The organism is Rhizobium sp. LjRoot98, from assembly GCF_964252935.1.
Taxonomy (GTDB): Bacteria; Pseudomonadota; Alphaproteobacteria; order Rhizobiales; family Rhizobiaceae; genus Pararhizobium.
On the sequence record NZ_CAXUPW020000001.1, the window covers coordinates 540,602 to 559,246 of the forward strand.

Here is an 18,645-nt window from a genome sequence, read left to right on the forward strand (position 1 = left end):
ACCTATTCGAAACCCAGACGCCGCATGCTTCCGGCAATTTCGTCACGTACCCATTGCTTGAAGGCCAAAACCGTCTTGGTTTCGCGGCGCGAGGGCGGCGTGACAAAATAATGCGCGAACCCTGTTGCCGCCCGCAGGGGAAAAGGCATGACCAGCCGCTTTTCGATCAGGGAATAGGCGGCCAGCGTCTGCCAGGCAAGCATTACCCCCTGCCCGGCAATCGCCGCATCAAGGCAGAGAGACGCATCGTTGAAGACATGCCGCGTCACCATCTGCTCTCCCGAGAGCCCCACCTCGCGCAGCCACATCTCCCAACTGAGGGTGGAATGACCATCGATGATGGCCGGAATTTTCAGAATATCCGCCGGCTCCTTCAGTTTTTCTGCAATGGCGGGAGAGCAGACGGGAAAGACCTCCTGTGCCAACAGAAGCTCAGCCTTGACGCCCGGCCAATCGCCGGCGCCGACGCGGATGCCGATATCAACGCCGGCGCTTTCCAGATTGACCAGCGCTGTCGTCGCATCGATGCGCAGCCGGATATCCGGGTGCTTTTCGGTAAACCGGTCCAGACGGTGGACCAGCCACCGAGCGGCGAAAACCGGAGCGACCGAGATCGTCAGGATCGTCTCGTCCCGCCGCCTTGCCGAGGCGACGGCCTGATCCAGCACTTCGAAGCCGCTGGTCAGGCTGGGCAGAAAACTTTCCCCAAACGGGGTGGCTACCAGGCCGCGCGGGCTGCGCTCGAAAAGGATGCGGCCAAGCTGTTTCTCGGTCTTGATGATCTGCTGGCTAACGGCACCGATGGTGACGCCAAGTTCGTCCGCGGCCGCCTGCAGCGAGCCGAGGCGGCCGGTCGCCTCAACCGCCCGCAATCCATTCAGGTGAATGCTGTTGAGGTCCTTCATATAGTTTTCCTATAACCACTGCGGCACAATCTCAATTGAAATTGCTGAGAACAAGGAGGATCATTGCACCATTGAACAAGGATGGTGATGCCATGTTGAAGATTTTCTCGATACTTGAGCACCTGCTTCCGGCACCGGCAGACGATGACGCACAGGCAAGCTGGGGTCGCGACCTGCTGCGTCATCCGGACATTGCCCGGATGGATACGCGTGAACTGGGCGACCTGCCCTTTCCGGGCAATCCCGTGCGGTTATCACCGAAGCTGCCCTGCGAGGCATGCCGGGCCTGAGCCACATCTGGAGGCTTGAACCGTGTGCGGTTTCAGCAGACAGTGATCTGTCCCGGCGGGCAGGATCATGACCGGCAATCAGGACACGGATTTCGAACGCGTAACGCGGCTCGCCACGGCGGCGGGCCTGCCAGAGATTGCGCCGGGGACCTCCTATGGAACGCCAGCACTTCTGGTGCGGGGCAAGATGTTCGTGCGCATCAAGGAAGCAGGCATCCTGGTCGTCATGTGCGCGACTGAGGAAAAGGCCATGCTGATGGAGTTGGCGCCGGAATTCTACTTCGAAACCGATCACTACAAGGGCTGGCCGGCCATGCTGGTCCGGCTTGACGTCATCGGCGACCGGGATTTGACGCAGCGACTGATCAGCGCCTGGCGGCAGAAGGCGCCGAAGCCCTTGCCGCCAGTTTTACTGCGCCTGCGGCGCCTTGGCCTAACCGCCAGTGACGGATAGAACCTTTTTCACGGCAGGACGTTCAGCCATGCGCAGGCTGTGTTCGTAGACTTTCGGGAAGCGCCTGGGATCGACACCGTCGCCTTCCAGCCAGCTCGTAAAGGTAAACAGGTATGGGTCAGCGATCGAAAAGGTTTCCCCCATCACCCAAGGCCCGGAAAACATGGTGGTTTCGATCAGATCGAAGCACTCACTCATATTGCTGGCCACCTTCAACGTCATAGCCTCTATGACCGCCGGATCATCGGCCCAGCGGCTGCCACGGCGCTTGTGAGCGTGCGCGACATGCACAGTCGAGCACAGATAGGCATTGAAGGACTGAATGCGCGCAAACTCGAATGGATCCTGCGGGACACCGATCGGCGTACCTGCAAAGCTTTGGCCTATATAGGCAAGGATGGCGGGAGATTCAGTAATGACACCGCGATCCGTCACAAGGGCCGGAACGCGGCCCTTCGGATTGAGGCGCAGGAATTCGGGTGCGCGCTGCTGCTGCTTGCCGAAATCGATCCTTTCGGCCTCATAAACCGCGCCGGCTTCTTCCAGGGCAATATGCGATGCCTGCGAGCAGCTTCCGGGCGAAAAATACAGCTTCAACATGCAGGCTCTCCATTCATCCACCGGCGGCAGGCCGGTATGCTCCAGCGGGAAACATACCAACCACGCCGAATGTTCGCCAGTCATTTGCCAGTGATCATGCCCGTATGGTCACGGCACAGCCCGGAACATCCTCGAGCCGGAAATAGACCGGAATGCCGCGCTCGCGGGCAATCCGCACGTCATTGTCGGCACCCTTGCTTTCGCCCGGCAGGCGCAGGACAGCCTCGCACAGCTGCAGAAGCCGTCCGGCGACGGGATGGAATATCTCCTCGTAGAGTTCGTCGCCAACTTCACGTCCGCCCGCCGCATGCCAGATCGGCAACGCCACCCATTCACCGATCATCGGCACGTGGCCCGCCTGAAACAGCGCATGCGACGGCGCTTCCAGACGCCTGAGGTTTGCCGCCATCTTTTCCGGATCGTCGCCGGTGCCGGACCGGTAGGGACCCGCAATCAAAATCAGCATGATCATCTCCATAAATTGCACGATATTTCCATATTATTCTGGGTATTTCACGATAAATCATGCAATATCGTGCATAGTCAAGATATGATTTGGAGACAAAAATGCTGACGTCCCAACGGCGGGCACTGATCTCGGCACGGCTGGCCAGCGACGGGCAGATCGTAGCCGGCGAACTGGCGCAAGAACTCGAGCTGTCGGAAGACACGATCCGGCGCGACTTGCGTGACATGGCGGCGGCCGGTCTGTTGAAGCGGGTGCATGGTGGCGCTTTACCGGTGACGCCGCCGCTGCCGGATATCGAAACCCGCCAGACGATGTCTCCCGACATCAAGAAACGGCTGGGGCGCAAGGCAGCGGAACTGGTGCGGGCGGGGCAACTGGTCTTCATCGATGGCGGCACGACCAATGCCGAACTGGTGCGCGCCCTGCCGCGTGAAATGCCGCTGACAATCGCGACGCACAGCCCGGCAATCGCAGCGCTTTTGGAAAAGAACCGGGCCGAGGTGATCCTGATCGGCGGCCGGCTCTACAAGCACTCGATGGTCTCGACGGGCGCGACGGCCCTTGCGGCAATCGGCATGATGCGCCCCGACATCTTCTTCCTCGGCGCGACGGCCATCCATCCGGCGCGCGGCCTTTCGACCGGCGATTACGAGGAAGCCGCCGTCAAACGCGCCATTGCGGCACGCTCGGCAGAAACGGTGGCATTGCTGACGGAGGAAAAACTCGGCACCGTCTCACCGCACCACATCACCGGCATCGAGGACATGTCGGCCCTCATCATACCCGCCGGCATGGCACCCGAGACCAGCGCGCCCTACCGGCAGACGGCGATGCGGATCATTGAGGCGTGAGGTTCAGGCAAAAGCGCCGGTGACCCTGACATCGCCGACATGGATGCCGTTCCAGTTTTTCATCGAATGGTTGGCCTGCGCCATCAGGCTTTGGTGCAATTCCGGTTCATCGTTGAAGAAGCGCGCGAGCGTGGCGGCGACCATCGCTTCGGCGGCGCGGGTGGTGCCATCCTCGCATTTCAGCGCGATCGCGATGCCCTTTTCCGGGATGGCGGCGCAGAACACGCCTTCGGCACCGGTCTTGGCGAAGATGCGACCGGGTGCCGTCTGCATCAGTCTTGTGCAGGCGCGCTTGCTGCCCGCGACATAGAAGGGCTCAGCCATGCAGGCTTCGATCAGGCGCTTTGAGGCTTTGGCGCGCAGCGGTTCAAGGCCAGTGCCCGTTGCCATTTTGGCAAAGCCATGGGCAAGGCCCTTCAAAGGCACGGCGTAGGTCGGGATCGAGCAGCCATCGGTGCCGCAATTGTCATGGGCAAGGACCGCGCCCGTCAGGCTTTCCATGACACCGCGGATTTCGCGCTGCAGGGGATGATCATAGGTGACGTAGCCGGTGGGCTCCTCGCCGCTATGGCAGCAGGCACAGATGAAGCCGGCATGTTTGCCGGAGCAATTGTTGTGCAGCGCCGAAGGATGTTCCAGCGCCCGCGCCTGGCTGATGATGGTGTCCTGATTGAACGACCAGTGGGCGCCGCATTCGAGCGTCGAGACGTCCCTGCCCGCTGCCGACAGCATTTCTGCGGCGAGCGCCACGTGTTCCGGCTCGCCATTGTGCGAGGAGCAGGAGAGCGCCAAGGCCCGCTTGTCGAAACCGTAGGCATCGGCTGCCCCCGTTTCCATCAGCGGCAGCGCCTGCATGGCCTTGCAGGCCGAGCGCGGGAAGACGCCAACGTCGGTATCGCCGAGCGAAAACACGGTCTTGCCATCCCCATCGACGACGATGACCATGCCGCGATGGCGGCTTTCGACCAGATTACCACGCGTGACTTCAACAAGAACCGGGTTCGACATGGTTGTGCCCTCAAAAATCCAACATCTGCCCTGTCTTTAGACCAAGACAGAGCAACGCAAAACCCGGACGGACCCATGAAATTTTTCCGCAAGCTGTTTCTTGCCATCCTGTTCGTCTATCTGCTGCCGGCGCTCGCCTCCGCAGGCTGGTGGTATGTCAAGGAAAGGCCGGAAAACTGGCGCGAGGCGGACTGGACCTCCGCCCATATCCTGCCGAAACCGCAGGACGATCCGGATGCGGCGATCTATATCTTTTCCGCCACGACAGGCGGCATGAAGGGGGCAGTTGCCAGCCATTCCTGGATCGTCACCAAGGGACGCGACGATACGGCCTATAATCGTTACGACAAGGTCGGCTGGGGCTCGCCGATCCGCCGCAACGGCTATCCGGCCGATGCGCGTTGGTACTCCAACACGCCGAACCTGGTGACCAGCGTCAGAGGCGACGAGGCCACCCGCCTGATTTCGAAGGTCGAGCAGGCAATCCAGTCCTACCCCTATGCGACATCAGGCGCCTACCGGATCTGGCCGGGACCGAACTCCAACACGTTCGTCGCCCATGTGCTGCGCTCTGTGCCTGAACTCGGCGCGGTTCTACCGCCGGATGCAGTCGGCCGCGACTACCTGCCGGAGGGCAAGCTATTTTCGATCGATGCCGACGGAATGGACATGCATGCGACGCTGTACGGACTGCTCGGCGTTTCAGCCGGCGTTCGGAGCGGGCTTGAGGTCCATTTCATGGGATTGGTGGCGGGGATTGATGTAATGCGCCCGGCCGTGAAGATACCGGCACTGGGGCGGTTCGGGGTTTAGAAGACAAACAAAAAGGGCCGCTTCACAGCGGCCCTCCATGAGTTTTGGCCAGGTAAAAGGCCCGGACCGTATCTTCTCAGAGACACGACCCGCAGGAAGGCGGGTTCAGATCGAGGGCTGCCTCGTTCCGATCACTACAACTCCCATGCCCTTTACGAGGTTTAAAATCTCATTAGACACTGGATCACCTTCCTTTCGTTCAATTGAAGATAAGTTAAAGGTAGTCCGATTCTTGCCGATTGCAAGAGCAGTCCGGATAAGACTTTAGAAGGTCATGACGATCTTGCCGATATGATCGCCGGCCTCCATCAAACGATGTGCTTCCGCGACCTTGGTGAACGGCACGATCGCGTGCATCACCGGCGCAATGTCGCCGTCTTCCAGAAGCGGCCAGACATTGTCTTCAAGATCGTCGCGGATCGATTCCTTCTCGGAGGCCGTGCGTGGACGCATGGCCGAGCCCATGATGTGCAGGCGCTTGCCAAGAATGGCGGCGATGTTGGCTTTTTCGACGGTGGCACCTCCAAGAAAAGCGATGATCGACAGGCGGCCATCCTTGGCGAGTGAGCCGATGTTACGATCAAAATAGGGACCACCGACCATGTCGAGAATGACATCGACGCCCATGCCGCCGGTTTCCTCAAGAATGACCGCCTTGAAATCCTGCTCGCGGTAATTGATCGCCCGCTTGGCACCCAGCGAAACGCAGGCATCGCATTTGTCCTTGCTGCCGGCCGTCACGAAGACTTCGGCGCCGAAGGCGCGGGCAAGCTGGATGGCGGTGGTGCCGATGCCACTCGAGCCGCCGTGAATGAGAATCTTTTCGCCTTCGACCAGATCGGCCATCTGGAAGACGTTGGCCCAGACGGTGAAGAAGGTTTCCGGCAGGGCCGCCGCGCGCGCCGCATCGTAGCCTTTCGGCCAGGGCATCGCCTGCGTTGCCGGAAGGGCGCAGAATTCGGCATAACCGCCGCCATTGGCAAGGCCACAGACCTTATCACCGACGATGAACCCTTCGGCGCCCTCGCCCATGGCCACGACTTCACCGGCCACTTCCAGCCCAAGGATCGGGCTTGCGCCCGGCGGCGGCGGATAATTTCCGAGCCGCTGCAGCACATCCGGCCGATTGACCCCTGCCGCCTCGACACGGATCAGGATGTCGCCGGGCTTCAGATCCGGCAATGGACCGCGGGCCAGAACCATCTTTTCCGGTCCACCGGGGGACGGAAGGTCGACATAGGTCATTTCGCTCGGCAGGGTCACGGTGTTCTCCTTGATAGATGCTGACCGGTTATCTAGCGCGCCGGTTAAAAACGGCAAAGCAATTCAAACTGCTGACAAACGCATTTTCTACGGCAAAGCCGCTGTCTTGGCATCCGCTATCCACATCGCTCCGACTTGAGGGGCATTGAGCGTCAAACGCTGCGCTGCATCGTGGCAAAATTAAGCCTGCCACTCCCCTGCAAACATTAAGTTTCTTTAATTTGAAACCACCCAAAACCCGGCTTAGCCTCGCAGCCGAACCGGGAGCCACCGGCGGTCCCCACCGCGACGCGACGGACTTCTGACGGTTTGCGATGACCGGTCCCGATGCAGGGACCAAATAAGGACGACACCATGCGTGCCCTTCTGACCTCGTTGACGATCCTTTCCGCCATCTCCCTGTCTTCTACCGCCTTTGCGGCAAGCACCACGACCGGCACCATCCGCGCCTATGACATGAAGGCGATGACCGTGACCTTGAAGAACGGCACCCAATACATGCTACCTGCGTCATTCAAGAATCCGGGGCTCAAGGTCGGTGAAAAGGTGACAATCGCCTATGAGACGATGGGCAAGAAGCATCAGGCAACATCAGTGACGCCTGTCATGAAGTGACGCCTACACCGTCCGCATGAGCGTACCCGATCGCGGCTAGACGCTTCGGGATCATGCAGAAGCGGGCTGGAACCCATGATGGGTTTCAGCCCGTTTTTTCGTTTTCAGATGATGAAGGAAAGAGGATCAGGCCGCCTCGCCGAACAGATCGAAAACCAGGCCGTCATCGCTTTCCTTGGCCCGGCTCTTGATTTCGGCAATACGGGCGCTGACGGCCTGGGCGTCGGAAAAGACAAAGCCTTCCGGCAGGATCAGCACGGCGACCGAGCAGCGCATCAACGGAAAGATGGTGGGCTCGCCGCTGCGTCCATGGCCGGTCATGTAACCCGCCTGCTGGTGCTCTGCCGAATAGAGTTGGCGCACGTCGCTGCGGAATTCCGCAAGAACACGAGAGAGAACGGTCGCAACCTCCTCGCGCGTCCAGCCGCTGACGCCGATGAAGAAATCGTCGCCGCCGACATGGCCGAGAAATTTTTCCTCGCCAATGAAGTGGCGGCGCATCAGGGCGGCAAACAGCGAGATCGCCAGATCGCCCTTCTGGAAGCCGTAGTGATCGTTGAACGGTTTGAAGCTGTCGAAATCGCAGTAACAGAAATAGCGCGCCTCGTCGGCGTCAAGCACGGCGCCCTGGACATAATCGCGAATGGCGCGATTTCCCGGCAGGCCGGTCAAGGGGTTTTGTTCCTGCGCTGTCTTCAGCTGCTTTTCGCTGATGATCTTCAACAGCGACGCCGCCGACAGGATGCCGGCATAGCGCATGTTCTCGGTCAGGATCACGCAATCGCTGCCATCCATGCCGGCAAAGATCTTCAGCATCTCATCGGCCGGCGTCTCGAGATCGGCGATCGGCGCCGGGCTGACGAAATGCGAGATATGACGCTGATAGAGATGGTTCTTCAGCAGATCGCGTCCGAAGGGGTGATAGATCATCTCCTTGACGTGATATTCATGCAGCACACCGCGCGGCTCGCCATTGGCATTCAGCACCGGAAAGAAGCTGCGCTGTGGCGAGCGGCGGAACAGCTCGAACACAGAATCCAGATCGTCGTTTTCGCGCAAAGCCGGCACCTGCTCCACCTGCTTGCGGATGAGGATGCTATCGAGCGAGCTCGACTGACGCCGGGTGCCGGCGGTCTGTTCCAGATGCGGATAGGCCGGCTGCAGATCGGCAAAATGTACGGTTGGGCGGGCAACGAAATAGCCCTGGACGAGATCGCAACCCAGATCGCGGCAGGTGGCGAACTCGGCCTCGGTCTCCACGCCTTCGGCGATCACCCGTGTGCCGAGCACATGGGCAGTGTTGACCGTGTGGCGGACCATGTGGCGCTTGCGGGGACTGGATTCGATGCCCGAAATGAAATGCCGGTCGATCTTCAGATAGTCGACCGGCTGATCGCAGAGCAGTTTCAGGCCGTTGAAGCCAACGCCGAAATCATCGATCGCCAGTTTGAAACCCGCCAGCCGCAGGCGTTTCACCAAGCCGGAATAATCCGGCATCTTGCCGCTGTCGAACCGCTCCGACAGTTCGAAGCAGATCGACGATGGCGGAATGTTCGATCGCTTCAGGTGCTTGCCGAGCCGCTCGACAAGATCGCCTTCGTGGCCGATCAACCGGCTATCGAAATTGACGAACAAGGTTCGTGCAGAAAAATCCGGCAGGCTGGCAAAGCCGGCAAAGGCGCGGGTATTGACCATGTGCTCCAGCGCCAGAAGCTGCCCCGCCTCTTCTGCCTTGTCGAGCAGCTCGATCGGCGACTTGAAACCCAGCCGCTCGAAACCGCGCATCAGCGTTTCGTAGCCGAACACGGCCCCGGTGGCGATCTCGGCGATCGGCTGGAAGGCATTTTCGATCGCAAGCTTGGCCAGCGTGACGATCTGGTCGTCACCGAAACGGCGCAGGGACAGCATTTCGGCGGGGGCAGCGGACATGGGGACTCCGGAGGCGATATCAGATCGCGCGGAGGATCGTCCCGGAAGCCTGAATTTTCCGTTTCCCCAACATGACAGTTTCATGAAAGTTCAATGACTGCCGGGAGTTAGCAGCATCTCACAACCGCCTTCCTGCCAACAGAAAACCAGTCGCTACCCTTTGGCAAGCACGCCGAAGGCGATCAGGGCGAGGCCCTGCATGACCAGATCGATCGCCAGGAACAAGCCGAGGATCCAGAGGCTATTGACCGGCCAGCCGGCGGCGATGATCAGGCCCGCGAGCAACGTGACAAGACCGCCAAGAGCGATCCATCCCCAGCCTGCCAGCGGCCGCAGCTTGAACGCCGTCCATATCCGAAGAACACCGGCAACGATCAGGGCAACGGCCATCATCAATGTCAAGGCGGCAGAGGCAAGCATTGGATTGAGAAAGGCAAAGACGCCGGCGATGGTGTAGCAGGCACCACTGAGGATCCAGTAGAACACACTTTCCCATTTCTTGACCCGGAAGGCCTGCGCCAGATGCAGTATGCCACCGATCAACATGAGCATGCCGACAAAATAGACCGAGGCCGCAGTCGCTGCCATGACATTGCCGAAGGCGATACCGCCAACCATGATCAGCGCCACGCCAAGCGCAACAAACCAGCCCCATTTTTCGCCGAGCGGCGGCCTGAGAGCAATGCCGGAATTCTGAACCATGATACAACCCTCAATTCAACAATGTGAACATTATGTAATCCAAGATAGAATAACAACATTTTAACATGTGAGATCCCGGTTGCGAACCTGCTCTAGATTTTCAGCGCCAGCAGCACCGCACCGCCACCGACCATGCAGACACCAAGCCAATGGGCTGGAGAAAGCCGCTCGCCGAGAAAAAACACGGCGAAAAGGGCGACCAGCACGACGCTCAGCTTATCGACCGGCGCAACCTGGGCCGCATTTCCCATTTTCAGCGCCCGGAAGTAGCACAGCCAGGACGCGCCGGTCGCCAGCCCCGAAAGCACGAGAAACAGCCAGCTCTTGCCCGACACCGACGCCGGCGCCTGCCAGTTGCCCGTCAGGAACAGCATCAGGCCGATCGCAAGCAGGATGACGATCGTACGGACGAAGGTCGCAAAATCCGAATTGACGTTCTCGATGCCGATCTTGGCGAAGATGGCCGTGAGTGCCGCAAACGCAGCGGACAGAAGTGCCCATGCCTGCCAGGAGGAAAACAGATATTTCATAGGCATGGTCCTCTTGCTCTGCCGCGTTCAGCAGCCACTGCCAGTTGAAGCCGAGGCTCGTTTCGATGGCAAGAAAATCCTTTGGCCACAGCCTTCGTTTTTTATTGATTGATGGATCAATCAAAAATACACTGCCGACAACAGGGGAGGAATGATGCCAAAAGTCGGAATGGAACCGGTGCGCCGCAAAGCGCTTGTGGACGCGGCGCTGCATGTGATCGGCGATCAGGGCACGCTGTCGGTCACCATGTCCGACATCGCGCGGCAGGCCGGGGTTTCGGCGGCGCTGGCGCATCATTATTTCGGCAGCAAGGAACAGTTGCTGGTCGAGACCGTACGTTCCCTTCTGAAACAGTTGCGTGACGATACGGTGAAGGCCCTCATGGCCGCTGCAACGCCCCGCGAAAAACTGTCGGCGCTCGTGCGGGTCAGCTTCCAGGCGGATCAATTCGCGCCGGAAACCATCGCGGCCTGGCTGGCCTTCTACTCCGAGGCGCAGCGCTCGGAGGAGACGCGCCGCTTCCTGGTGATCTATGCACGCCGGCTGCATTCCAATCTCGTCGCCAACCTGAAGCAGCTCTGTGTCGCAGATGATGCGCAGCGTATCGCAGAGGGCACCGCAGCAATGATCGACGGGCTTTATATTCGCCGGGCGCTCGGCTCCTCGCCGGTGACGGCGGGCGCCTCGATCGCGCTGACCGACGACTACATCACGCTCAATCTCCATGCCCGCCAGCCACAGGAACATGCCGCATGACCCGGCCGAACATCCTCATCATCATGGTCGACCAGCTGAACGGAAAGTTCTTTCCGGATGGCCCGGCAGAGTTTCTGCACGCGCCGCATATGAAGGCGCTGGCCAAGCGTTCGGCGCGCTTCCGCAACAATTACACCTCCTCGCCGCTCTGCGCCCCTGCCCGCGCCTCGCTGATGGCCGGACAATTGCCGAGCCGGACGCAGGTCTATGACAATGCCGCCGAATATGTCTCGTCGATCCCGACCTATGCCCACCACCTGCGCCGCGCCGGTTATTACACGGCCCTGTCGGGCAAAATGCACTTCGTCGGCCCGGACCAGTTGCATGGTTTCGAGGAGCGGCTGACGACGGATATCTATCCGGCCGATTTCGGCTGGACACCGGATTACCGCAAGCCGGGTGAGCGGATCGACTGGTGGTATCACAATCTCGGCTCCGTCACCGGTGCCGGCGTGGCTGAAATCACCAACCAGATGGAATATGACGACGAGGTGGCGTTTCTGGCCAACCAGAAGCTCTATCACCTCAGCCGCGAACACGGCGATGAGGCCCGCCGTCCTTGGGCGCTCACCGTCTCGTTCACCCATCCGCACGACCCCTATGTCGCACGCCGCAAGTTCTGGGATCTCTACAACGATTGCGATCAGCTTCTGCCGGAAGTCGGCGATATCCCGCTTGCGGAGCAGGACCCGCATTCGCAGCGGCTGATCCATGCCTGCGACTACCAGAATTTCTCCGTCACCGAGGAGAACGTCCGCCGATCGCGGCAGGCCTATTTCGCCAATATTTCCTATCTCGACGAAAAAGTCGGCGAACTCGTCGATACGCTGACCCGCACCCGCATGCTGGACGACACGCTGATCCTGTTCTGCTCGGATCATGGCGACATGCTTGGCGAGCGCGGCCTCTGGTTCAAGATGAACTTCTTCGAGGGCTCGGCCCGCGTGCCGCTGATGGTGGCCGGCCCAGGCATCCCCGCCGGCCTGCATCTGGCACCGACCTCCAATCTCGACCTCACCCCGACGCTCTGCGATCTCGCCGGGATCTCGATGGACGAGATCATGCCCTGGACCGACGGCGAAAGCCTGGTACCGGTGATCAACGGCACTGAGCGCATCGCGCCGGTGCTGATGGAATATGCCGCAGAAGGCTCCTATGCGCCGCTGGTCGGCATCCGCGAAGGCAAGTGGAAGTACGTTCACTGCGCGCTCGATCCGGACCAGCTCTACGATCTCGACGCCGACCCTCTGGAACTCAATAATCTTGCAACGGTTGCCGCCCATGCGCCGACGCTGCGCGCTTTCCAGGCGATGCGCGACAGCCGTTGGGACATGGACGCCTTTGATTCCGCCGTGCGCGAAAGCCAGGCGCGCCGCTGGGTGGTCTACGAGGCGCTCAGGAACGGCGCCTATTATCCGTGGGATCATCAGCCGCTGCAAAAGGCATCCGAGCGCTACATGCGCAACCACATGAATCTCGACAATCTCGAAGAATCCAAACGCTTTCCGCGAGGGGAATGACATGAAAGCCCAACCGCCAGCCTCCCATTTCATCGACGGCGAATATGTCGAGGATATCAACGGCGCTGCCTTCGACAGCATTTACCCGGCGACCGGCGAAGTCATCGCCCGGCTGCATGCCGCCACCCCGGCCATCGTCGACAAGGCGATCGCCAGCGCCAAGCGCGCGCAGGGCGAATGGGCGGCGATGAGCCCGACGGCCCGCGGCCGTATCCTCAAGCGCGCCGCCGATATCATGCGGACACGCAACCGCGAACTGTCGGAGCTTGAAACGCTCGATACCGGCAAGCCGATTCAGGAAACCATCGTCGCCGATCCGACCTCGGGTGCCGATGCGTTCGAATTCTTCGGCGGGGTTGCCGCAGCCGCGCTGAACGGCGACTATATTCCGCTCGGTGGCGATTTTGCCTTTACCAAGCGCGTGCCGCTCGGCGTCTGCGTCGGCATCGGCGCCTGGAACTATCCGCAGCAGATCGCCTGCTGGAAGGGCGCTCCGGCGCTGATTGCCGGCAATGCCATGGTCTTTAAGCCGTCCGAGAACACCCCGCTCGGCGCGCTGAAGATCGCCGAGATCCTGTTTGAGGCCGGCCTGCCGAAGGGGCTTTACAACGTCATCCAGGGCGACCGCACGACCGGGCCGCTGCTGGTCAATCACAAGGACGTCGCCAAGGTTTCGCTGACCGGCTCGGTCGAGACCGGCCGCAAGGTGGCGGGGGCTGCAGCCTCGAGCCTGAAGCACGTGACGATGGAGCTTGGCGGCAAGTCGCCGCTGATCGTCTTTGACGACGCCGATCTGGAAAGCGCCATCGGCGGCGCCATGCTCGGCAATTTCTATTCGACTGGCCAGGTCTGTTCGAACGGCACCCGCGTCTTCGTGCAGAAGGGCATCAAGGACAAGTTCCTTGCCCGTCTCAAGGAGCGCACCGAAAAGATCATCATCGGCGACCCAATGGCCGAGGAAACCCAACTTGGGCCGATGGTCTCGCGCGCCCAACTCGACAAGGTGTTTGCCTATATCGAAAAAGGCAAGGCTGAGGGGGCGACGCTTCTGACCGGCGGCGGCATTCCCAATTCAGTGTCTGCCGAGGGCACCTACATCCAGCCGACCGTGTTTGCCGATGTCACCGACACCATGACCATCGCCCGCGAAGAAATCTTCGGGCCGGTCATGTGCGTACTTGATTTCGACCACGAGGACGACGTGATCGCCCGAGCCAATGGCACCGAGTTCGGGCTTTCGGCCGGTGTCTTCACGGCGGACCTTACTCGTGCGCACCGTGTGGTGGACCGGCTGGAGGCAGGCACGCTGTGGATCAACACCTACAATCTCGCCCCGGTGGAAGTGCCGTTCGGCGGATCGAAGCAATCCGGCTTCGGGCGGGAGAACTCGCTGGCGGCGCTCAATCACTACACGGAACTGAAGAGCGTCTATGTGGCGATGGGACCGGTGCAGTCGCCGTATTAATTTAAGAGGTGTTTCGTGTCAGTCGTAGTGTCGAGGTATCGGGCGTTTATTCGCCGCCCTGCGCAGGCGTTCATTGTAGCGCGCAAGGAAGATGCCGATGGGGACGCATACGGCACACCAGAGTGTCAGAGACCAGCCTGTTTGGAAGTGCAGGAATATCGCAGAAAAGAGAGCAGCCCCAAAAAAGAGCTTCTTCCTGTTTTGTCGTTTGAAAGGCTCGAGAATTTTCCCGTTTTCGTTGTCCCGCATATCGCGGTAGACATTGACGGTACTGGCAAACTTCTCTTCCCGACTGTTTTCCGCCTGCTGGCGACTATTCCTCGCGCGCTCAAGACGCTTGAACATTCTACGACTAAAAGTCTCGGAAGCCACGTTTCGTAAACCTCTAATATCCCTCACCAACGATGTGTCACTTATTGTGGCGTTGCTCAAGACGATACAACCATTCCGGTTAATAAACCCAACTATAACTGTCGGATCGCCCCATGCAGAACGCAGCAGACTTCGTCATCATCGGCTCGGGCTCCGCAGGCTCCGCACTCGCCTACCGCCTGTCGGAGGACGGCAAGAATACAGTGCTGGTGCTGGAATTCGGCGGCAGCGATTTCGGGCCGTTTATCCAGATGCCGGCGGCGCTGGCATGGCCGATGAGCATGAGCCGTTACAACTGGGGTTATCTCTCCGAGCCCGAGCCGAACCTCAACAACCGGCGGATCACCGCGCCGCGCGGCAAGGTGATCGGCGGGTCGTCGTCGATCAACGGCATGGTCTATGTGCGCGGCTCGGCTGAGGATTATACCCGCTGGGAAGACGACGGCGCCAAGGGATGGGGTTATGCCGATGTGCTGCCCTACTTCAAGCGGATGGAACATTCGCATGGCGGCGAAGAGGGCTGGCGCGGCACCGACGGGCCGCTGCATGTGCGGCGCGGGCCAAACAAGAACCCGCTGTTCCATGCCTTTGTCGAGGCCGGAAAACAGGCAGGCTTCGAGCTGACCGACGACTATAACGGCTCCAAGCAGGAAGGTTTCGGCCTGATGGAGCAAACGGTGCACAACGGCAAGCGCTGGTCGGCGGCATCCGCCTACCTGAAGCCTGCGCTGAAGCGCCCGAATGTCGACCTGATCCGCTGCTATGCGCGAAAAATCGTCATCGAGAATGGCCGGGCTGTTGGCGTCGAGATCGAGCGCGGCGGCAAGATCGAGGTGGTGAAGGCCAACCGCGAGGTGATCGTCTCGGCCTCGTCGTTCAACTCGCCGAAGCTTTTGATGCTGTCGGGCATCGGTCCGGGCGCGCATCTGAAGGAGATGGGCATCGAGGTGAAGGCCGACCGGCCGGGCGTCGGCGCCAATCTACAGGACCATATGGAATTCTATTTCCAGCAGGTCTCGACCAAGCCGGTGTCGCTCTATTCCTGGCTGCCCTGGTTCTGGCAGGGGGTTGCCGGCGCGCAGTGGATGTTCACCAAATCCGGGCTTGGCACCTCCAACCAGTTCGAGGCCTGCGCATTCCTGCGATCGGCGCCGGGCGTCAAGCAGCCGGATATTCAATATCACTTCCTGCCGGTGGCGATTTCCTATGATGGCAAGGCGGCGGCAAAGAGCCACGGCTTCCAGGTGCATGTCGGCTACAATCACTCGAAATCACGTGGCGCGGTGACGCTGCGCTCGCCGGACGTGAAAGCCGATCCGGTCATCCAGTTCAACTATATGAGCCATCCGGAAGACTGGGAGAAATTCCGCCACTGCGTCCGCCTCACCCGCGAGATCTTTGGCCAGCAGGCATTCGATCAGTATCGCGGCCCAGAGATCCAGCCCGGCGAGAACGTCCAGACCGACGACCAGATCGACGCCTTCCTGCGAGAACATCTGGAAAGCGCCTATCACCCCTGCGGCACCTGCCGGATGGGCGATGCCCGCGATCCGACGGCGGTGGTCGATCCCGAAACCCGCGTGATCGGCGTCGACGGATTGCGCGTTGCGGATTCATCGATCTTCCCGCATGTCACCTACGGCAATCTCAACGGCCCCTCGATCATGACCGGCGAAAAGGCTGCCGACCACATTCTCGGCAAGCAGCCCCTGCCCCGCTCGAACCAGGAGCCGTGGATCAATCCACGCTGGGCGGTCAGCGACCGGTAAACCCTGGCAGCAAGCTGCACCCCGCGGCAAAACGGCTTGGCCTTCAAACCTCCGGCGCGGCTTTCCTGCGCCGGACGAGATTGCACAAATCGGGGCTTTCTGGCTACGAAACGTGCATAATCCTAAAGTACAACTTATAATTTAAGCATTTTTAATCTTCGATTGTTAATTTTGTTGACAGAGCGGACACTTGGCGGCGGCCCATGATGGGACATCGCCCTCTGTTTCCGGTGTCGCGCCCGATCGTCATACCCACCTTGCCAAGGCCAGTCGTTGACGAATGCCGTCGCTTTCTTGCGCCGTCATCGCATGCGGACGCGTGCCTTGCCGGCAACCGAGAAGTAGATTCATGACAATCAAATCACGCCTGCTCACCTGCCTGTTTCTGGTCGCTCTTTCCATGGTCGTCTTGATCGCGACGGCTTTCAGCGCGATGAACTCCATTTCCAAGCGCACCGAATCGATCGTCGCCGACCGGCTGGTACCGGTGGCGCAGCTGAAGACCGTTGCCGACATGTATGCCGTCAATATCGTCGATACCGCCCACAAGGTGCGCAGCGGCGCACTCGACTGGAATACCGGCGCCAAGGCCGTTACGGATGCCCTTTTGACCATCGAGGTGAAATGGTTTGCCTATGAGGCAACCAAGCTGACGGAAGCGGAAAAATTGCTGGCCGATGCGTTCGATACCGCACGCGCCGCCAGTGCCGCTGCAATACAGAACCTGCTTGATATCATGCAGCGGCGCGACGGCCCGGCGTTCGAACATTTCATCGACAAGGAACTCTACACCGTTATCGACCCGCTTAGCCTGCGGATCGGCGAACTGATCGAACTGCAGCTAACAGAGGCCAACCGCGAACTGCTGGCTGCCAAGGCGGAGAAGGACAGTCTCGTCCTGTCGAAAGCGGCCATTGCCGCCTTCGCGATGGCGGTGCTGGCGGCGACCGTCTGGTTCGTTATTGCCGGGGTCTTCAAACCGTTGACGCGGTTGCGCGAAGCCATGCGCCAGCTGGCAGGCGGCAATCTTGGCGTGGCGATCTTCGGCGAAGGCCGCCGTGACGAGATTGGCCAGATGGCTGGCGCCATCGCGGTCTTCCGCGACAATGCCCTTGATCGCCAGCGCCTTGAAGAAGAAGCCGAGAGCAACCGGTCGCTGTCCGAGCGTGACCGGCAGGAGCGCGAAGCCCAGAAGGCGGCCGAAGCGGCAGAGGTGCAATCGGCCGTCTCCGCGCTTGCCTTCGGCCTCGACAAGCTGGCGGAAGGCGACCTCACCTACCGGATCGATACGGCCCTTGCCGCCCATCTCGATGCGCTGCGCAGCAACTTCAACAGTTCGGTCGGCAATCTCGAGGATGCGCTGCGATCGGTCGGCGAGACCGCCCGCGGCATCAGCGCCGGGGCAACGGAAATCCGCTCGGCTGCTGCCGATCTGTCCAAGCGCACCGAACAGCAAGCAGCTTCCGTCGAGGAGACAGCGGCAGCGCTCGACCAGATCTCGGTCACCGTGTCGGATGCCAGCAAGCGGGCGGAGGAAGCAGGCTCACTGGTGGGCCGCACCCGCAACGCTGCGGAACGGTCCGGCGAGATCGTCGGCAATGCCATTGATGCGATGAGCGGCATCGAAGCCTCGTCGCGGGAAATCTCCAACATTATCGGCGTCATTGATGACATCGCCTTCCAGACTAACCTTCTTGCCTTGAATGCCGGCGTCGAGGCCGCGCGGGCGGGTGAAGCCGGAAAGGGCTTTGCCGTCGTCGCCCAGGAGGTGCGCGAGCTTGCCCAGCGCTCCGCCCAGGCGGCCCGGGAGATCAAGACCCTGATCGCCGCCTCCAGCAACCAGGTCCGCTCCGGCGTCTCGCTGGTGCGCGAGACCGGAACGGCGCTGGAAGGCATCATCGCCGAAGTCCAGGAGATCAGCATCCATGTAACGGCGATCGTTGAAAGTGCGCGCGAACAATCCTCCGGCATCAAGCAGATCAACACCGCCGTCAACACGATCGACCAGGGCACGCAGCAGAATGCCGCCATGGTTGAAGAATCGACAGCCGCCAGCCACAGCCTTGCCAGTGAGGCTGGCGCACTGACGCAACTGTTGACCCGCTTCAAAACGGGCAGAGGAAACCAAGCCGGCCGCGAGATGAAAGCGTCGATGCCAGATCGCAGTTATACCAATGGCTTACGCCAGTTTGGTGTAGCATCCTGACCGCTTGCCCGGTGATGGACGACTAAAGGGAGCCGGGCTTATCGTCCGGCTTCCTTTCCGCTTCACGCCCCTTAACAACATGTCCGGCAATCCCGCCGCCCCATCGTGCAATTGTTGAATCCGGCGA

At 60.5% G+C, this 18,645-nt stretch carries 19 protein-coding genes; 10 read left to right on the top strand and 9 right to left on the bottom strand.

Annotated features, from left to right (window positions below; genetic code table 11):
- Positions 1–2 precede the first annotated feature (2 nt).
- Positions 3–905, bottom strand: a complete 903-nt coding sequence (locus ACSQ3J_RS02690) for a LysR substrate-binding domain-containing protein (protein ID WP_060503757.1) — start codon at positions 903–905, stop codon at positions 3–5.
- A 92-nt stretch (positions 906–997) separates the two neighbouring features.
- Between ACSQ3J_RS02690 and ACSQ3J_RS02695 the strand changes: the two genes are divergently transcribed.
- Both ACSQ3J_RS02695 and ACSQ3J_RS02700 read left to right on the top strand, forming a co-directional pair.
- A complete protein-coding gene (locus ACSQ3J_RS02695; protein ID WP_060503830.1) occupies positions 998–1,195 on the top strand; it encodes a hypothetical protein in 198 nt (65 codons plus the stop codon).
- Positions 1,196–1,262: 67 nt separating this feature from the next.
- Positions 1,263–1,649: an MmcQ/YjbR family DNA-binding protein gene (locus ACSQ3J_RS02700; protein WP_060503758.1), complete on the top strand. Its 387-nt coding sequence runs from the start codon at positions 1,263–1,265 to the stop codon at positions 1,647–1,649.
- Here the strand turns inward: ACSQ3J_RS02700 and ACSQ3J_RS02705 are convergent.
- A complete protein-coding gene (locus ACSQ3J_RS02705; protein ID WP_060503759.1) occupies positions 1,629–2,249 on the bottom strand; it encodes a glutathione S-transferase family protein in 621 nt (206 codons plus the stop codon). The two genes, ACSQ3J_RS02700 and ACSQ3J_RS02705, sit on opposite strands and share 21 nt — an antisense overlap.
- Before the next feature lie 94 nt (positions 2,250–2,343).
- Positions 2,344–2,715 carry a hypothetical protein gene (locus tag ACSQ3J_RS02710; RefSeq protein WP_060503831.1) on the bottom strand — a complete coding sequence of 124 codons (372 nt, stop codon included), beginning with the start codon at positions 2,713–2,715 and terminating at the stop codon, positions 2,344–2,346.
- Between the two features lie 101 nt (positions 2,716–2,816).
- Here ACSQ3J_RS02710 and ACSQ3J_RS02715 point away from each other — a divergent pair, with 101 nt between their 5' ends.
- Complete coding sequence (locus ACSQ3J_RS02715) at positions 2,817–3,569, top strand: DeoR/GlpR family DNA-binding transcription regulator (RefSeq protein WP_060503760.1); 753 nt, start codon at positions 2,817–2,819, stop codon at positions 3,567–3,569.
- Between the two features lie 3 nt (positions 3,570–3,572).
- Here the strand turns inward: ACSQ3J_RS02715 and ACSQ3J_RS02720 are convergent, their stop codons facing one another.
- A complete protein-coding gene (locus ACSQ3J_RS02720; protein ID WP_060503761.1) occupies positions 3,573–4,577 on the bottom strand; it encodes an asparaginase in 1,005 nt (334 codons plus the stop codon).
- Positions 4,578–4,652: 75 nt separating this feature from the next.
- Between ACSQ3J_RS02720 and ACSQ3J_RS02725 the strand changes: the two genes are divergently transcribed.
- A complete protein-coding gene (locus ACSQ3J_RS02725; protein WP_060503762.1) occupies positions 4,653–5,390 on the top strand; it encodes a DUF3750 domain-containing protein in 738 nt (245 codons plus the stop codon).
- A 264-nt stretch (positions 5,391–5,654) separates the two neighbouring features.
- Here ACSQ3J_RS02725 and ACSQ3J_RS02730 read toward each other — a convergent pair whose 3' ends face one another.
- Positions 5,655–6,653 carry an NAD(P)H-quinone oxidoreductase gene (locus ACSQ3J_RS02730; RefSeq protein WP_060503763.1) on the bottom strand — a complete coding sequence of 333 codons (999 nt, stop codon included), beginning with the start codon at positions 6,651–6,653 and terminating at the stop codon, positions 5,655–5,657.
- A 354-nt stretch (positions 6,654–7,007) separates the two neighbouring features.
- On the opposite strand from ACSQ3J_RS02730, the gene ACSQ3J_RS02735 reads away from it, so the two are divergent.
- Positions 7,008–7,268 carry a DUF1344 domain-containing protein gene (locus tag ACSQ3J_RS02735; RefSeq protein ID WP_060508694.1) on the top strand — a complete coding sequence of 87 codons (261 nt, stop codon included), beginning with the start codon at positions 7,008–7,010 and terminating at the stop codon, positions 7,266–7,268.
- A 126-nt stretch (positions 7,269–7,394) separates the two neighbouring features.
- On the opposite strand, the gene ACSQ3J_RS02740 is transcribed toward ACSQ3J_RS02735, so the two are convergent.
- The 3 genes from ACSQ3J_RS02740 to ACSQ3J_RS02750 form a co-directional block, all read right to left on the bottom strand.
- Positions 7,395–9,197, bottom strand: a complete 1,803-nt coding sequence (locus tag ACSQ3J_RS02740) for a GGDEF domain-containing protein (RefSeq protein ID WP_060503765.1) — start codon at positions 9,195–9,197, stop codon at positions 7,395–7,397.
- Positions 9,198–9,350: 153 nt separating this feature from the next.
- On the bottom strand, positions 9,351–9,899 hold the full coding sequence (locus tag ACSQ3J_RS02745) for an HdeD family acid-resistance protein (RefSeq protein ID WP_060503766.1): 549 nt from the start codon (positions 9,897–9,899) through the stop codon (positions 9,351–9,353).
- 92 nt (positions 9,900–9,991) lie between these two features.
- On the bottom strand, positions 9,992–10,429 hold the full coding sequence (locus tag ACSQ3J_RS02750; protein WP_060503832.1) for an EamA family transporter: 438 nt from the start codon (positions 10,427–10,429) through the stop codon (positions 9,992–9,994).
- A gap of 154 nt (positions 10,430–10,583) precedes the next feature.
- Between ACSQ3J_RS02750 and betI the strand changes: the two genes are divergently transcribed.
- From betI to betB, 3 genes are read left to right on the top strand one after another with little or no spacing between them, the layout of a single operon-like run.
- The gene (gene betI / locus ACSQ3J_RS02755) at positions 10,584–11,186 is read left to right on the top strand and encodes a transcriptional regulator BetI (RefSeq protein WP_060503833.1); all 603 of its coding nucleotides are present in this window, start codon (positions 10,584–10,586) and stop codon (positions 11,184–11,186) included.
- Positions 11,183–12,706 (top strand): choline-sulfatase, encoded by a 1,524-nt coding sequence (gene betC / locus ACSQ3J_RS02760; RefSeq protein ID WP_060503767.1) that lies wholly within the window; start codon positions 11,183–11,185, stop codon positions 12,704–12,706. The genes betI and betC overlap by 4 nt, the downstream gene beginning before the upstream one ends.
- Position 12,707: 1 nt before the next feature.
- Positions 12,708–14,171: a betaine-aldehyde dehydrogenase gene (betB, locus tag ACSQ3J_RS02765; RefSeq protein WP_060503768.1), complete on the top strand. Its 1,464-nt coding sequence runs from the start codon at positions 12,708–12,710 to the stop codon at positions 14,169–14,171.
- 18 nt (positions 14,172–14,189) lie between these two features.
- Here betB and ACSQ3J_RS02770 read toward each other — a convergent pair whose 3' ends face one another.
- Complete coding sequence (locus ACSQ3J_RS02770) at positions 14,190–14,516, bottom strand: hypothetical protein (protein ID WP_060503769.1); 327 nt, start codon at positions 14,514–14,516, stop codon at positions 14,190–14,192.
- Between the two features lie 140 nt (positions 14,517–14,656).
- On the opposite strand from ACSQ3J_RS02770, the gene betA reads away from it, so the two are divergent.
- Both betA and ACSQ3J_RS02780 read left to right on the top strand, forming a co-directional pair.
- On the top strand, positions 14,657–16,312 hold the full coding sequence (betA, locus tag ACSQ3J_RS02775) for a choline dehydrogenase (RefSeq protein ID WP_060503770.1): 1,656 nt from the start codon (positions 14,657–14,659) through the stop codon (positions 16,310–16,312).
- 349 nt (positions 16,313–16,661) lie between these two features.
- Positions 16,662–18,518, top strand: coding sequence for a HAMP domain-containing methyl-accepting chemotaxis protein (locus ACSQ3J_RS02780; protein ID WP_082512071.1), 1,857 nt, complete (start codon positions 16,662–16,664; stop codon positions 18,516–18,518).
- The last annotated feature ends 127 nt before the right edge of the window (positions 18,519–18,645 follow it).

Coding starts and splice junctions, on each gene's coding strand:
- ACSQ3J_RS02700 (WP_060503758.1), top strand. CDS start 1,263: ATGACCGGCAATCAGGACACGGATTTCGAACGCGTAACGCGGCTCGCC.
- ACSQ3J_RS02725 (WP_060503762.1), top strand. CDS start 4,653: ATGAAATTTTTCCGCAAGCTGTTTCTTGCCATCCTGTTCGTCTATCTG.
- betC (WP_060503767.1), top strand. CDS start 11,183: ATGACCCGGCCGAACATCCTCATCATCATGGTCGACCAGCTGAACGGA.
- ACSQ3J_RS02715 (WP_060503760.1), top strand. CDS start 2,817: ATGCTGACGTCCCAACGGCGGGCACTGATCTCGGCACGGCTGGCCAGC.
- ACSQ3J_RS02705 (WP_060503759.1), bottom strand. CDS start 2,249: ATGTTGAAGCTGTATTTTTCGCCCGGAAGCTGCTCGCAGGCATCGCAT.
- ACSQ3J_RS02745 (WP_060503766.1), bottom strand. CDS start 9,899: ATGGTTCAGAATTCCGGCATTGCTCTCAGGCCGCCGCTCGGCGAAAAA.
- ACSQ3J_RS02710 (WP_060503831.1), bottom strand. CDS start 2,715: ATGCTGATTTTGATTGCGGGTCCCTACCGGTCCGGCACCGGCGACGAT.
- ACSQ3J_RS02750 (WP_060503832.1), bottom strand. CDS start 10,429: ATGAAATATCTGTTTTCCTCCTGGCAGGCATGGGCACTTCTGTCCGCT.
- ACSQ3J_RS02740 (WP_060503765.1), bottom strand. CDS start 9,197: ATGTCCGCTGCCCCCGCCGAAATGCTGTCCCTGCGCCGTTTCGGTGAC.
- ACSQ3J_RS02690 (WP_060503757.1), bottom strand. CDS start 905: ATGAAGGACCTCAACAGCATTCACCTGAATGGATTGCGGGCGGTTGAG.
- betB (WP_060503768.1), top strand. CDS start 12,708: ATGAAAGCCCAACCGCCAGCCTCCCATTTCATCGACGGCGAATATGTC.
- ACSQ3J_RS02780 (WP_082512071.1), top strand. CDS start 16,662: ATGACAATCAAATCACGCCTGCTCACCTGCCTGTTTCTGGTCGCTCTT.
- ACSQ3J_RS02770 (WP_060503769.1), bottom strand. CDS start 14,516: ATGTTCAAGCGTCTTGAGCGCGCGAGGAATAGTCGCCAGCAGGCGGAA.
- betI (WP_060503833.1), top strand. CDS start 10,584: ATGCCAAAAGTCGGAATGGAACCGGTGCGCCGCAAAGCGCTTGTGGAC.
- ACSQ3J_RS02735 (WP_060508694.1), top strand. CDS start 7,008: ATGCGTGCCCTTCTGACCTCGTTGACGATCCTTTCCGCCATCTCCCTG.
- ACSQ3J_RS02695 (WP_060503830.1), top strand. CDS start 998: ATGTTGAAGATTTTCTCGATACTTGAGCACCTGCTTCCGGCACCGGCA.
- ACSQ3J_RS02720 (WP_060503761.1), bottom strand. CDS start 4,577: ATGTCGAACCCGGTTCTTGTTGAAGTCACGCGTGGTAATCTGGTCGAA.
- betA (WP_060503770.1), top strand. CDS start 14,657: ATGCAGAACGCAGCAGACTTCGTCATCATCGGCTCGGGCTCCGCAGGC.